Source organism: Streptomyces megasporus (assembly GCF_000718985.1).
GTDB classification, from domain to species: domain Bacteria; phylum Actinomycetota; class Actinomycetes; order Streptomycetales; family Streptomycetaceae; genus Streptomyces; species Streptomyces megasporus.
The window spans coordinates 1-12,704 of record NZ_JODL01000007.1; the positions used below are offsets into that span (position 1 = coordinate 1).

At 73.6% G+C, this 12,704-nt stretch carries 12 protein-coding genes and 2 pseudogenes; 2 read left to right on the forward strand and 12 right to left on the reverse strand.

From position 1 onward, the window contains the following. Together IF47_RS29225 and IF47_RS0108640 are read right to left on the reverse strand one after the other, a co-directional pair. Positions 1-102: pseudogene (locus IF47_RS29225) on the reverse strand (DUF202 domain-containing protein); the annotation flags it as partial. A 58-nt stretch (positions 103-160) separates the two neighbouring features. Continuing rightward, positions 161-343 carry a hypothetical protein gene (locus tag IF47_RS0108640; RefSeq protein ID WP_031507800.1) on the reverse strand — a complete coding sequence of 61 codons (183 nt, stop codon included), beginning with the start codon at positions 341-343 and terminating at the stop codon, positions 161-163. 210 nt (positions 344-553) lie between these two features. Between IF47_RS0108640 and IF47_RS29230 the strand changes: the two genes are divergently transcribed. Further along, positions 554-799: a helix-turn-helix transcriptional regulator gene (locus IF47_RS29230; protein WP_031507802.1), complete on the forward strand. Its 246-nt coding sequence runs from the start codon at positions 554-556 to the stop codon at positions 797-799. Here IF47_RS29230 and IF47_RS0108650 read toward each other — a convergent pair. The 6 genes and pseudogenes from IF47_RS0108650 to IF47_RS0108675 all read right to left on the reverse strand — a co-directional run bounded on the left by IF47_RS0108650 (position 783) and on the right by IF47_RS0108675 (position 6,707). Then, the gene (locus IF47_RS0108650; RefSeq protein ID WP_051717267.1) at positions 783-1,652 is read right to left on the reverse strand and encodes a helix-turn-helix domain-containing protein; all 870 of its coding nucleotides are present in this window, start codon (positions 1,650-1,652) and stop codon (positions 783-785) included. The two genes, IF47_RS29230 and IF47_RS0108650, sit on opposite strands and share 17 nt — an antisense overlap. 109 nt (positions 1,653-1,761) lie before the next feature. After that, a complete protein-coding gene (locus tag IF47_RS0108655; RefSeq protein ID WP_031507806.1) occupies positions 1,762-2,904 on the reverse strand; it encodes a methyltransferase domain-containing protein in 1,143 nt (380 codons plus the stop codon). A gap of 14 nt (positions 2,905-2,918) precedes the next feature. Beyond that, positions 2,919-3,782, reverse strand: coding sequence for a radical SAM/SPASM domain-containing protein (locus IF47_RS0108660; RefSeq protein ID WP_051717269.1), 864 nt, complete (start codon positions 3,780-3,782; stop codon positions 2,919-2,921). Further along, positions 3,779-3,997 (reverse strand): annotated as a pseudogene (locus IF47_RS27600) (roadblock/LC7 domain-containing protein); the annotation flags it as partial. The gene IF47_RS0108660 and the pseudogene IF47_RS27600, both read right to left, overlap by 4 nt. Before the next feature lie 111 nt (positions 3,998-4,108). Next, complete coding sequence (locus IF47_RS0108670; protein WP_245641051.1) at positions 4,109-5,857, reverse strand: sensor histidine kinase; 1,749 nt, start codon at positions 5,855-5,857, stop codon at positions 4,109-4,111. 259 nt (positions 5,858-6,116) lie between these two features. Beyond that, entirely contained in the window at positions 6,117-6,707 is a 591-nt protein-coding gene (locus tag IF47_RS0108675) for an alpha-ketoglutarate-dependent dioxygenase AlkB family protein (protein ID WP_051717322.1), read from the reverse strand. Positions 6,708-7,012: 305 nt separating this feature from the next. On the opposite strand from IF47_RS0108675, the gene IF47_RS0108680 reads away from it, so the two are divergent. After that, entirely contained in the window at positions 7,013-7,813 is an 801-nt protein-coding gene (locus IF47_RS0108680; protein ID WP_037732259.1) for a tyrosine-protein phosphatase, read from the forward strand. A 145-nt stretch (positions 7,814-7,958) separates the two neighbouring features. Here IF47_RS0108680 and IF47_RS0108685 read toward each other — a convergent pair whose 3' ends face one another. From IF47_RS0108685 to hpnC, 4 genes are read right to left on the reverse strand one after another with little or no spacing between them, the layout of a single operon-like run. Further along, on the reverse strand, positions 7,959-9,017 hold the full coding sequence (locus tag IF47_RS0108685; protein ID WP_106982527.1) for a polyprenyl synthetase family protein: 1,059 nt from the start codon (positions 9,015-9,017) through the stop codon (positions 7,959-7,961). A 52-nt stretch (positions 9,018-9,069) separates the two neighbouring features. Continuing rightward, entirely contained in the window at positions 9,070-10,596 is a 1,527-nt protein-coding gene (hpnE, locus tag IF47_RS0108690) for a hydroxysqualene dehydroxylase HpnE (RefSeq protein WP_078591661.1), read from the reverse strand. Further along, positions 10,593-11,555 carry a presqualene diphosphate synthase HpnD gene (gene hpnD / locus IF47_RS0108695; protein ID WP_031507818.1) on the reverse strand — a complete coding sequence of 321 codons (963 nt, stop codon included), beginning with the start codon at positions 11,553-11,555 and terminating at the stop codon, positions 10,593-10,595. Before hpnD ends, hpnE begins: the two co-directional genes overlap by 4 nt. After that, positions 11,552-12,475: a squalene synthase HpnC gene (gene hpnC / locus IF47_RS0108700; RefSeq protein WP_031507820.1), complete on the reverse strand. Its 924-nt coding sequence runs from the start codon at positions 12,473-12,475 to the stop codon at positions 11,552-11,554. The genes hpnD and hpnC overlap by 4 nt, the downstream gene beginning before the upstream one ends. Between the last annotated feature and the right edge of the window lie 229 nt (positions 12,476-12,704).

Sequence of the window (12,704 nt, forward strand, 5' to 3'; positions counted from 1 at the left end):
CGGGCGTATCCCGGTCAGGAACTGGTTCACCGCGAGCCCGCCGCCGACCAGCGCCAGGGCGGTGCGAATCCAGGCCAGGAACGTCCGCTCGTTGGCCAGCGACAATGTTCCTTAGAGTCACTTGTCGTTGGTGGGGTGGCTGTTTGCGGGCGAGCAAGCATCAGGGCTCGGATGCTCTGGTCTCCATCAGCTCGCGAGCCAGGCGGATCGTGTCGTGCAGCGCGGCCCGCAGGCGCTCTACGGTCAGCGTCAGCGCGGTCGGGTCCGCGTGGGCGAGGTCCAGGGCTCGCGCTTCGGCGAGGTCCCGTTCGGCCAGCTCCAGCCTGCGCTGGTGAGGAGTCATGTTCGGGCGGTTAGCTTCAGTTCCCTCGGTGGACATGCGCAAGTTCCCGTCCCTTCTTGTCGCGGCTACGGCAGGGTGCAAGGGGTGAAACCCTCGGTAACCACTTCGGGTGTCTCCCCAAGGATCTGTTGCATTACGCACCAGTAGTGATCGGAAAGTGTCACGCCTGAAGGCACTGACAAATGATCATGCGCCCCCCAGCGTGAGCATGTGCCGCCGTCCTCTGATCCACCACCCGCCCAGCTCCTGGCGTGGCGCAGAGAGGTCGGGAACCGGATTCGAGAACAACGGCTGTGGCGCAACCTCACTCAAGAGGGGTTGGCCGAGCGGGTCGGAGTGGAGCGGCGGACCATCGTCCGGATCGAACTGGGCATCACCTCCCCGCCGCTGGATCGCATCTTGCAGATCGCCTTGGCGCTGGATGTGCCGCCGTCAGCGCTCATGCCGGACCAGTGAGCGAGGCGTCCGCGGACTGCTCCAGCAGCTCCCCGATACGTGCCATGGAGGCGGCGGGGGTGAGGGCGGCGGCTCGTAGGGCTCCGTACCGCTGCTCCAGCGCGCGGACCTCTTCGCGGCGGGTGGTGGTCCGGCCGCCGTACACCGCGGCGGCCGGGCGGGTGCCGGTGGGGTCCAGCAGGGTGAAGGGGCCATCAGCGCCGGGGTGCTCCACGACGGCGGTGGGCAGCACTTGAAGGGTGACGTGCCGGCGCTGGGCCAGGTCCAGCAGGTGGGCGAGCTGCCCGCGCAGCGCGGCCGGGCCGCCGTACGGCCGGTGCAGCACGGTCTCCTCCAGGACGCAGGTGACCAGCGGTGCGGGGCGGCGGTCGAGCAGAGCGTTTTGGCGGGCGGCCTGGGCGGTCAGGCGCTCTTCGACGGCCTCCTCGCCCAGAGGTGGGCAGAGGCCGGTGAGGACGGCTCGCGCGTAGTCGGTGGTCTGGAGTACGTCGGGCACCAGCAGCGGGGCGTAGGTGTGCCAGGCGGTGACGTCCAGGGGGCCGCCGCGCTGCCGTAGCAGGGTGCTGGCGCGGATCTGGTCCACCAGGTTGGTGGCGGTGGCCAGGGCTCCGGCGGCGTCCAGCACGCTGTCGGCGGCGGCGAGGAACTGTTCCTGCGGGATGCGTCGTCCCCGTTCCACTGCGGCGACGGTCTCGCTGCCGTAGCCGATCTTGTGTCCCAGCTCTTCTCGGGTGAGGCGGGCGCGGGTTCTGAGTGCTTTGATCTGGCGGCCCAGGCACCGGGCGGCGTCCTCGGCGTCGATCTGCCCGGAGGGGGCGGGGTGGGGCAGGGAGGTCAGTGGCTGGTCGGTCATGGGGAGTGCGTGGTGTTCCTTGCGTACTTGGGACTGGGCAGGGGAAGGGCCCTGTCCGCGCGTCGTGGGGAGCCGCGCGGACAGGGCCCGGTCAGGAGTGGTGCCGGGGTTATCGGGCGGTGAGCTGGGCGTGCCACCGGCCACGGGAGAAGTGCACGGTGCCGTCCGGGTCGATCCTGACCTGGGCGCCATAGACAGGTAGGCCGCCCTCGGTGTTGAGGCGGGTCCGGATCTTCTCCAGGGTGTCCCATAGGCGGCGGGGGCCGCTCTGGTAGACCTGTGGCGGGTCGGTCCAGATGGCGGTGGCCCTGGCCCAGGAGCCGTCGGGGTGCAGCATCCAGGCGGTGCGGCGCCGGTCGGGTCCGATCTCGAAGTGGTGCTCGATGCCGGGCTCGTCCAGTTCCAGCATGGACCACACGTCCCACGCCTCCATCACGTCGAGGACGGGGTAGCGGCCGGTGCTGACGTGCTCGCCCTCGCGGTCTCGGAGCGTGGTGAGGCGGGCGGCGAGGCCGGGTGGGTAGTCGTGGCCGTGGCGGACGCGCATGAACCCGGCGCGGTCCCACTCCACCCGCCCGGCCGCGCCGCCGTCGTCGGTCTTGTCGGCAGTGATGATGACGGGCATGTTCTCCAGCGTGGTCACCAGCCGGCCGCCGGGTCGCAGTGCGGCCAGCCACGAGGCCGGGACGGGCCGGACGGCGACCATCGACACGATGCGGTCGTAGGCGCCGGGCAGCAGCCCGGTGGCGTCCACCGCAGCCACGGTCGGCGCCCACCCGGCCGCGGCCAAGCGCTCGGTGGCGGCGTGCACCAGGTAGCCGTCCACGTCCACGCTGGCCACCCGGTGCTGGCCGAGCCGGGCGCAGGCGAGGGCGGTGGAGTAGCCGCTGCCGGTCCCGACGATCAGCAGATCGCTGGTGTCGGTGAGCATGCCGTGGCGCAGCATCCGCACCACCAGCGACGGGTGGGTGGACGAGGAGGTGGGCAGGCCGGTGGGCTGGTCGCCGAGGCGGGCGTGGTCGGCGTGCAGGTGCCCGACACGGGTCACCAGCGATCCGGCGTCGCTGTAGGCTGCGGCCGCCCATGCCTCGAGGTCGGCGGGGCCATTGCGCAGCTCCCAGCCGTCGCCGTTGGGATGCCACCAGCGGGGCACGAACAGGTGCCTGGGAGTGGCCGCCACGGCAGGCCGCCACCGCGAGATCGGGTGGGTCACGTCGGCGGCCAGGCGCTCGGCGTGCGGCGTCCAGTTCACAGCCGGCTCCCTTCTCAGTAGGCGGGGTTGCAGGCGGTCGTCTCGGCCGGGGAGCAGTCCGAGCCGTCGCTGTTGGGCTTGCATGCGGTCGCGCCCGGCCGCTTGGGGATCTGTTCGACCAGGGCCGCCAGGCGCGGGCCCTCCAGAATGTTCCGCAGCGGGGTGGTGAGGACGTTACCGGCCGCGGGCAGGAAGCGGGACAGCACGCACGGCCAGACCTGACCGTCGGGGCCGATCGCGGCCCGGCCGATACCGCACCGGCCGCACAGCTCGGTGACGGTGGGCGCGGCGGTGGTGGCGGCCCGGCCGACGCCGCGCTGCCGGTCGATGTGGATGCGCTGCACCCCGAGGGCCTCCAGCTCGCGGCGGGCCTCCTCGACACGCTGGCCGTCGAGGACGTCGATGACCCCGACCTTGATCGGGATGCCGAGCGTCACCGCGCGGGCGATGTTGTTGCGGGTGCGGGTGTGGGAGGCCGGGCGCCGGGTGACGCGGCCGTGCTCGTCGGCGCAGTCGCTGTAGTAGGAGGTCGCCAGCGACACTGCCGGGCAGCGCAGGCGGTCCCACACCTCCTCGCGGACGTGGATGAGGTTGGAGAACACCTGGACGCGCAGGCCGCGGTCGATGGCGTGGTCCAGCAGCTTGGTGAAGTCCGGGTGCAGGGTGGGCTCGCCGCCGATGAACTGCACCTCGGTCACGCCCAGGTCGGCGGCCTGGTCGATGACCGACAGCCAGTCGTCGGCGGTCATGGTGCCGTGGTCGCCGGTGGGTCCGGACTGTGCGTAGCAGTGGGTGCAGGCGAGCTGGCACCGGCCGGTGATCTCCAGCTCCAGGAACGTCGTCTTCACCAGGGCGGTGGCGGTTGCCGTAGAGGTCACGAGAGGTCTCCTTCAGGGGATGTGGTGAGGGGGTGGCGTGCGGGGGTGGCCAGGTGGGTGCGGACCTGTTTGACGAGCATCGCCATCTCGTAGCCGAGCACGGCCGCGTCCGCCTCGGTGTCGGCGAGGACGGCCAGGCAGGCGCCGGACCCGGCGGTCGAGACGAACAGCAGGGCGGTGTCGAGCTCGGCGACCACCTGCCGCACCTCGCCGCCGCTGCTGGACGAGACCGGTCAGCAGCCAGGACAGGTCCGACGTCTGGCCGATGTGGGCATCGCTCACCATGATCGCGTTCTTCTCCTTGGGGTGACAGGCCGGGAGGTGGGCTATCGGGGGTGGTTGTCGTCGGCTTCCTCGGCGAGGCTGGCTCCCCGACGGAAGGCGGCCATCAGGCCGGGGTTGTGCTCGGCCTCGGAGCCGTCCGGCGTCCCGGCGACCCGTTGGGGTTGGCGCAGTTCGGGAACGAGGTGCTCCTGGCGGCGGCGACGCGGGAGTTGCGGCCGGTCGCCGTCGCCCACCCCGACCGGGGGGTTCGAGTGCGGGGCCAAAGCGGCGTGCGGTGCCCCGGCCGACGCCGGCTCCGCGGCCGGTGTCGCCGCGGACGGCACGGGTCGGGGAGTGGGAGGGGGCGTGGGGCGGCGCTCGGGCGCGACGGGCTCCGGGGCGCGCGTCACGGCGGGGGGCGGCGCCGGGGTCGCGGGGGGCACGGCCCGCGCCGCCTCGGGGGGAAGCGGTCGGTATCCGCCGGCCGGCTCCGCGGCCGTCGGCCGCGGCGCGTTCTCCGCTCCGTCGCCCAGGAGGACGTCGGGCAGGATGAGCACCGCCTGGGTGCCGCCGTAGATGTTGGTCTGGAGCTGGACGGTGATGTTGTGCCGTCGGGCGAGCGCGGAGACCACGAAGAGACCGATCCGCCCGTCCTGGAGGAGCTCGGCGACATCGACCCGTTCGGGGTCCGCCAGCAGTCCGTTCATCCGGTTCTGCTCGGCGGGCGTCATGCCCAGACCGCGGTCCTCGACCTCGACGGCCAGACCGGCGGTGACCCGCTGGGCGCGCAGCAGGACCTGGGTGTTGGGGGCGGAGAACTCCGTGGCGTTCTCCACCAGCTCGGCGAGCAGGTGGATGACGTCGGCGACGGCGTGGCCGCGCAGGGTGCCCTCGATGGGCGGCACCAGCTTGACCCTGGGGTACTGCTCGACCTCGGCGATGGCGGAGCGCAGCACCTCGGTCATGGTGACCGGACGGCTCCACTGACGGCGGGAGACCGCGCCGCCCAGGACGGCGAGGTTCTCGGCGTGCCGCCGGATGCGGGTGGCCAGGTGGTCGACGTGGAAGAGGCCCTTGAGCAGGTCCGGGTCCTCGACCTCGTTCTCCAGTTCGTCCAGCAGCTCGATCTCGCGGTGCACCAGGGACTGGAGCCTGCGGGCGAGGTTGACGAAGACCTCGACCTTCTCCTCGCTGCCGCTGGAGTTGCTGCGCACCAGGGCGACCGCCTGGACCAGGGACAGTTCGGCGGTGCGCTGGGCCTGGACGACGTCGCGGACGAGGAGACTCAGGGGGTCGTCGTCCGGTTCGGGGAGCGGACCGTGGACGGGCGGTCGCGGCCACTCGCCCTGTTCGAGCCGGTGCATCATGCCCTGGATCTCGGCCTGGTGGTGGGCGGCGGCGTGCCGCAGCGCGGCGTAGCGTTCGAGGACGGCGCGCGCCTCGGAGGAGGCGAAGAGCGCGGCCCCGACCACCACGGCGCAGCCGAGCAGCAGCGCTCCGCCGAGCACTCCCCAGACGGTGGCGCTGTCGGCCTGGACGCCGCCCACGGCACGCAGCACGTAGGCGATGACCGCGGCGGCGGCGACCGCTATCAGGGCGGCGGGCAGAACGGCGAGGCGGACCATCCGACGTCGCAGGGCGGCGTCGAGGGACGACTCTCCGGCCGGACGCCTGGCGCGCCGTCCCCCCTCCCGCGCGGTGCCTCCCCCTCCGTTCTTCCTCCGCCGCCCCCTGCCCGGTGCGGGCGGGGCGCTCGGAGCGCCGTCGAAGACGGCGGGACCGGAGGAGCCGGGCAGAGTGGGTGCGGGCATGGGAGCGGAACTTCCCCTTCCTGTTTGCACCGCGTAGCTCGGGGGTTCAGGCATCGCAGTCCTCGGAAATGGTTGAGGTCGTCTCGGCGGGCCGGTGGGCGCACCGACTCTCGGCACCGCCGCAACGCTAGTCGTCACCCAGAGGAAGCGCAGGCGCGGTTGACATATTCGCCACCCTTCGCCAGCCCCCCAACGAGTGAAGGAAGCACGCCTCGTGGACGGGTGGCACCGATCATAACCCTCGTGTGCCAGGGGCAAGTTACCGTGCCCGGACCGTGATGTTGACCCGACCCCGCAGTTCGAGGGCCGGTGGGGCGGTGCCGGGACGCACGCGCGGAACCCCGTGGTGGGCCAGGCGGGAGGGGCCGCCGAACACGAAGGCGTCGCCGCTGCGCAGTTCGACGTCCGTCCACGGCCGACCGCGTCCCTCGGTGTTGCCGAACCGGAAGACGCAGGCGTCCCCGAGGCTGAAGGAGACCACGGGGGCGTCCGACCGCTCGTCGCGGTCGCGGTGCATGCCCATCCGCGCCTTCCCGTCGTAGAAGTTGACGAGCGCGACGTCGTACCGGACGGCACCCGCCCCGTCGCCGTACGCCTCCTCCACCGCCCGCCGCGCCCACTCCCCCAACCACTCGGGGAACGGCTTGACCGGCGCCCCGTCCCCGTCCACCGCCGTACGGGCGTAGCCGTAGGGGTACCAGTGCCAACCGAGGGAGAACTGACGCACCGACATCTCCCCGCCGCCGGGCATCCGCACCGTGCGCAGTCCGGCGGGCGGACGCGCCCACACCCGGCAGGCGTCCAACAGCTCCCGCTGCGCCTTCGGGTCCAGGTGCCCGGGCAGGTGCATCGCGCCCGGCGCGACCTCCACCGCGGGGAGCGCGAACAGCCCGTCGCCCCCGGCCTCGACCCCGGCCTCGGCCCCGGTTCCGCCTCCCGTCTCGCCTCGGGGGCCTCGTGTGACACCGCTCATGGCACCACTGTTCCACGGGTCGTCCACCGCACGTTCCGGTCCCACTCGTCGCCCATGCCGTATGGTCGGCACCGATCCGTCCACAGCGGGCGTTCCGAGGTCGGGCCGCTCCCGGTCGGAGCGTCCGGTACACCGCGGGGAACGAACCCGGAGACGCCCCGAGACAGCCCCGAGACAAAGGAGTGACCGTGACGTCCGAGACCGTGGAGCCCCTGCTGACCGGGGTGCGCAACTTCCGTGAGGTCGGCGGGCTGCCGACCGTCGACGGACGACGGGTGCGGCGGGGCGTGCTCTACCGCAGCGGGCACCTGGCCCACGCGACCGAGGAGGACGCCGCCTTCCTCTCCCGGCTCGGGCTGCACACGGTCTTCGACTTCCGCAACTCCGCCGACCAGGCCCTGGAGGGGCCGGATGTGGAGTTGCCCGGTGTGAGAAACGTGAATGTTCCGTTGTCGGACCCCGCCCACGGCGCCGAGTTCTGGACAATGGTCCGCGAGGGCGATCTGACGGAGCTGCGGGCCGCGCTGGGCGACGGTCTGGCGGAGGCCCGGATGATCGCCACCTACCGGGAGATGATCACGGACCGTGCGGCCGAGCACGGCCGGGTGCTGCGCGCGCTGGCCGAGGACAGCGTGCCCGCGCTGATGCACTGCGCGGCGGGCAAGGACCGGGCCGGGCTGTCGATCGCCGTGACGCTGCTGGCCCTGAACGTGGAACGGGAGGCGATCGAGGCGGACTACCTGGAGTCCAACGCCCCCCACCACCGCTACCGGGTGTACCGCTCCCCCGAGGCCGCCGAGGGAATGTCGCCGGAGGTCATGGAGTTGCTCGCCCCTCTCTTCGATGTCCGTCCCGCCTATCTCCACACGGCGTTCGACACCATCGACGACCACTGGGGCGGGGTGGAGGGCTACTTCACCAGAGGGCTCGGCCTCACCCCGGAGCTCCGCGAACGCCTGCGCGACCGCCTCCTGGAGTCCTGACCGACCGGCCCGGTCCCGTCCCCGCCCCCGTTCCCGGTCCGGCGCCGGAACCACGGGACACGGAAGTTGGGAAGGCCCACGGAACACGAGGCGCCCCCGGACCGCCGGTCCGGGGGCGCCTCGCGGAAGAGGGGCGAAGCGGTGCTCAGCCCTCGCGGACGACGACGAAGTCCGCCAAGGCCGCGAACCGCTCCCGGACCAGGCCGGGCATCTCGACGCGCTCCAGCGCCTCCAGCGCGGTGGCGTGCCGGCGGCGGGCCTCCCGGAGGGTCCACTCGCGTCCGCCGGCCCGCTCGATCAGCTCGGCCCGCGCCGCGAACTCCTCCTCGCTGAAGTCCTCGAACTCCTCCTGGCTCTTGGTGGCGTCCTCGGCCAGCAGCTCCCCGAGCCGGCGTGCGGCCGGGCCGTCCTCGGCCAGGGCGGCGACGACGGGGAGGGACTTCTTGCGCTGCCGCAGGTCGCTCCAGGTCTTCTTGCCGGTCGCCTCCGGGTCGCCCCAGATGCCCAACAGGTCGTCGACGGCCTGGAACGCCAGGCCCAGGTGGTGGCCGTACGCCTCCAGGGCGTCGGCGGTGGCCTCGTCGGCGCCTCCCAGCACCGCTCCGATGGAGGCGGAGCAGGCCAGCAGCGCGCCGGTCTTGTTGCCCTCCATCTCCAGGCACTCGGCGACGGTGACCTTCTCGCGGTGCTCATAGGAGATGTCCTGCGCCTGGCCGTCGATGAGTTTGCGGGTGGCCAGGGTCAGACGGCGGGTGGCCCGCGCGGCCTCGGCCGTGCCCATCTCCAGCAGCACCTCGTTGGCCAGCGCGAACAGGGCGTCCCCGACCAGGATGGCCTGCGCCGGGCCGTGCACCTTCCACACGGTGTCGCGGTGGCGTCGCTGCTCGTCGCCGTCCATGAGGTCGTCGTGGAGGAGGGAGAAGTTGTGGACCAGCTCGACGGCCACCGCTCCGGGGACGCCGGCCTCCGGCTCGGCGCCCGCGGCCTCGGCCGACAGCAGGGCCAGCGCCGGACGCACCGCCTTGCCGCCGTCGCCGCGCGCGGGGTTGCCCTCGGCGTCGATCCAGCCGAAGTGGTAGGCGGCGACGGTGTCCATGGGCGGGGCGAGCCGCGCCACGGCGGCGCGCAGCATCGGCGTGGCGAGCGTGCGACCGCGCTCCAGCAGCGCGACGACACTCTCGGTGTCGATGGCCGTGTCCGGCAAGGTCCTCGGGATCGGCGGGGTCACGGGGTCTCCTCTGCTTTTGTTGTCGTGCTCACGCCGCCTCCGGGAAGACGTCGTCGTGCGGGCGTCCGAGGGCCGTCAGCGCTCCGCGGGCGGCGGTCAGGCCGCTGCGCACGGCGCCCTCCATCGTCGCGGGCCAGCCGGTGGCCGTCCACGCGCCCGCCAGCCAGATCCCCGGCGCGTCGGTGCGCGCGGCGGGGCGCAGCCGCCCCACCCCGGGCACGGGAGCGAAGGTGGCGGCCCGCTCGCGGGTGACGAAGAAGTCGCGCACCCGTGCCCCGCAGGCGGCGGGCAGCAGACGGGCCAGCTCGGGAAGGTAGCGCTCGCGCAGGGTGGCGACGGGCAGTCCTATCTCCTTCTGCGCGGCGGACTGGGAGACCACCAGGTACTGGCCTCCGCCGCCCGTCCCCGGTCCCGCCGCCCCGACCTCCCCCGCTTCCCGCCCCGCCTCGGCGGGGCCGTGGAGCCCGGAGGCCTCGGTGCGGTCGAAGATCCACTGCACGGGGGTGCCGACCGTGGCGAGGAACGGCCGCCGCAGCACCGTGCGGTCGTACACCACGTGGACGTTGAGGATCGGCGCGTCGTCGATCTCCAGCAGTCGCTCCGGGTGGGGCAGCGCCCCCTCGGGCAGCAGCCGGTGGGCCTCCCGCTGGGGGACGGCGAGGACGACCGTCCTCGCCGTCAGCGTCTCGCCGTCCGCGCCCGCGCGGTGCGCGCCGGTGTCCACCGCGACCCGCCAGGTGCCGTCCGGTTCCGCGCGCAGCGTCCGGACGCGGCCCTGCCGGACCACGCGCACGCCCGCCTTCTCCAGCACGGCGCCGGCCAGCTCGTCGTGCAGCCGGCCCAGCGGCACCCGGGACCAGCCGATGTCCGCGGCGCCGGGATCGCTGAGCAGGCCGGTGGAGAAGACCATCGCCGCCAGCCCCAACGAGACGTCCTGGGCACGGGCGTTGAGGGTGGCCACGCCGACGAGGTCCCACAGCGCACGCACCGCGCGCGGCGACTGGCCGTGCCGGCGCAGCCAGCTCGCGAAGTCCACCCCGTCCAGGGCGGGGTCGGCCGGGTCGATCTCTCCCAGCCGCTTGAGGGCGAAGGCGGCCTGTCCGGCCCGGACGCGCTCGACCGGGCTCAGGTGGGGGTAGGTCGCCAGGCCGGGTGCCAGATGCAGCGGTACGGGCAGGCCGGTGCGGCGCAGCCGTCCGAGGCGGCGCCGGTCGGCGTCGTAGACGGGAACGTCCAGACGCCGCTGGAGGGGCGCGAGCGCGCTCGCGCCGATGCGCTCCAGGAACCAGCGGTAGGCGGTGCAGCAGCGCAGGTAGACGTGGTGGCCGTTGTCGACGGTCAGCTCGCCGGCCGCGCCGGAGCGGTGGAAGGAGAAGGCGAGCCCGCCCAGTCGCGGCCTGGCCTCCACCAGGGTGACGCCGAGCCCCGCGTCGGCCAGGCGCAGCGCCGCGGTGACCCCCGCCAGTCCGCCGCCGACGACGACGGCGCGGGAGGCTCCGGGAGCCTCGTCACGGGGGGCCTCGTCACGCCGGTCGAAGGTCGCCGGGGCGGTCACCGGGCGTTTCCTCGGGCGGCGAGGCGGCCGACCCGCCGGGCGTCCAGTCCGGACAGACCGCGCACGGCGACCCAGGCCTTCTCGCGCGCCGGCAGGGAGATCCGGCCGCGCAGCACGGCGTGGGGGTCGCGGGCGATGCGGGTCAGCAGGCGGTGGTAGATGCCGGCCATGGCCGACACGCAGGCGGCGGAGCGTCGGTCGAGCAGCGGCAGCAGTCTCAGTCCCTCGGCGAACAGTTCGCGGGCGCGGCGCACCTCGAAGCGGACGAGTCCGGTGAAGTCGGCGCCGGGCGGCGGCGCGTCGTGGCGGAGGGCGTCGGTGCAGCCGAACGCGGCCAGTTCGGCGCGGGGCAGGTAGGTGCGGCCCTCCGCGGCGTCCTCCCGCACGTCGCGGAGGATGTTGGTCACCTGCAGGGCGAGGCCCAGGGTGTCGGCGTAGTGGGGGGCGCGCTCGGCGCCGGGGGCACCCGGCACGGTGCCGAAGACCCCGAGGGAGAGCCGGCCGATCGCGCCCGCGACGCAGCGGCAGTACTCCTTGAGGTCCTCCCAGGTCTCGTACGTCCGGCCGCGGACGTCCATCAGGACGCCGTCGATCAGCTCGTCGAGCCCGCCGAGCGGGATCGGGAAGCGGCGCGCGGCGTCGGCCAGGGCCACGGCGACCGGGTCGGTGGCGTCGTCGGGCACCTTCCCGTCACGGACGTGGCCGAGCAGTTCGCGGGTCTCCTCCAGCCGGGCCCGCTTGACCTCCGGCTCCAGCGGGCCGTCGCCGATGTCGTCGACGCGCCGCGAGAAGGCGTACAGGGCGGACATCGCCTGCCGCTGCGCCGTGGGCAGCAGCCGGATGCCGTAGGCGAAGTTGCGGGCCTGCCGCCCGGTGACGGCCTCGCAGTAGCGGTAGGCCGCGAAGACCTGCGGGGAGAGGGGCAGCGCCCGGCCGGGCGGATCCAGGGTCCGGCTCACCGTGCCCTCCCCAGGGCCGCGACCGCGTCGCGCAGCACACCGACCCGGGTGGGGCGCGGCGTGGCGGACAGGACGTCGTACCGGGCGGACCGGATGGCGCGCAGGGCCGCCCGGCCGCCGCCGACGAACCCGGCGAGGAGGACTTTCAGCACCCCGGGGACGCTTGCCACCAGTGGATCTCCTTCGTTCAGCAGGTCGTGTGCGCGCCGCGCCTCCCAGGCCACCAGGGCACGCACCGACGCGTTCGCGGTGGGGGCGGCGAGGTCGGCCTCGGTGACGCGGAAGCGCTCCAGGTCCTCGGCGGGGAGGTAGATCCTGTCGCGCTGCGTCAGGTCCTCGGCGACGTCCTGGAGGTGTTCGACGATCTGCAGGGCGGTGCAGACGGCGTCGGAGCGGCGGACGCGTTCGGGGGTGGTGGTGCCGGTGACGGCCAGGACGAGCCGGCCGATGGGGTTCGCGGACAGTTCGCAGTACCCCAGCAGTTCCTCCCAGGTGCCGTACCGGCGGACCTTCTGGTCGCGCCGGTTGGCCTCGATCAGGGCGAGGAACGGCTCGGGCGTCAGGGCGTGGCGGCGGACGGTCGGCACCAGGGCGCTCAGCAGGGGGTGGCCGGGCCCGTCCCGGTGCCCCGCCCCGGGGTCGGCGGCGGCGTGGAAGACGCGGCGCAGTTCGGCCTCGAAGGCGTCGAGCAGGGCCGGGCGGTCGTCGGCCAGGTCGGGTTCCACCCCCAGGGCGGCGGCGTCGGCGCCGCCGGGGGCGAGGTCCCCGTCGCCGATGTCGTCCAGGAGGCGGACGCAGCCGTAGACGGCCAGCAGATCGTTCCGCCAGGCGCGGGGGAGGAAGCGGGGTGCCACGGGGAAGTTCTCATGGGCGGCCTTGTCGAGGACGGCGCGCGCCCGTACGTCCGTGGGCGGGGTCACCGTGGACCGCCCGTAGCCATCGCCGTCACCTCTCCGTTCCTCCCACCCGACCGCTTCCGCGGCCTTCCGCGGCACCCGTCGGCGTCCATCGGCGTCCGTCGGCGTCCGTCGGCATCCGGGGACAGTCCGGGAACACCGACGGCGGCGGGGTGTCGGTGACATCGGCGACCTCCCGTCCGCGGTGTCTGCGGCACCTGTCACGCAGAACATCCTATTTCGGGCATGTCTC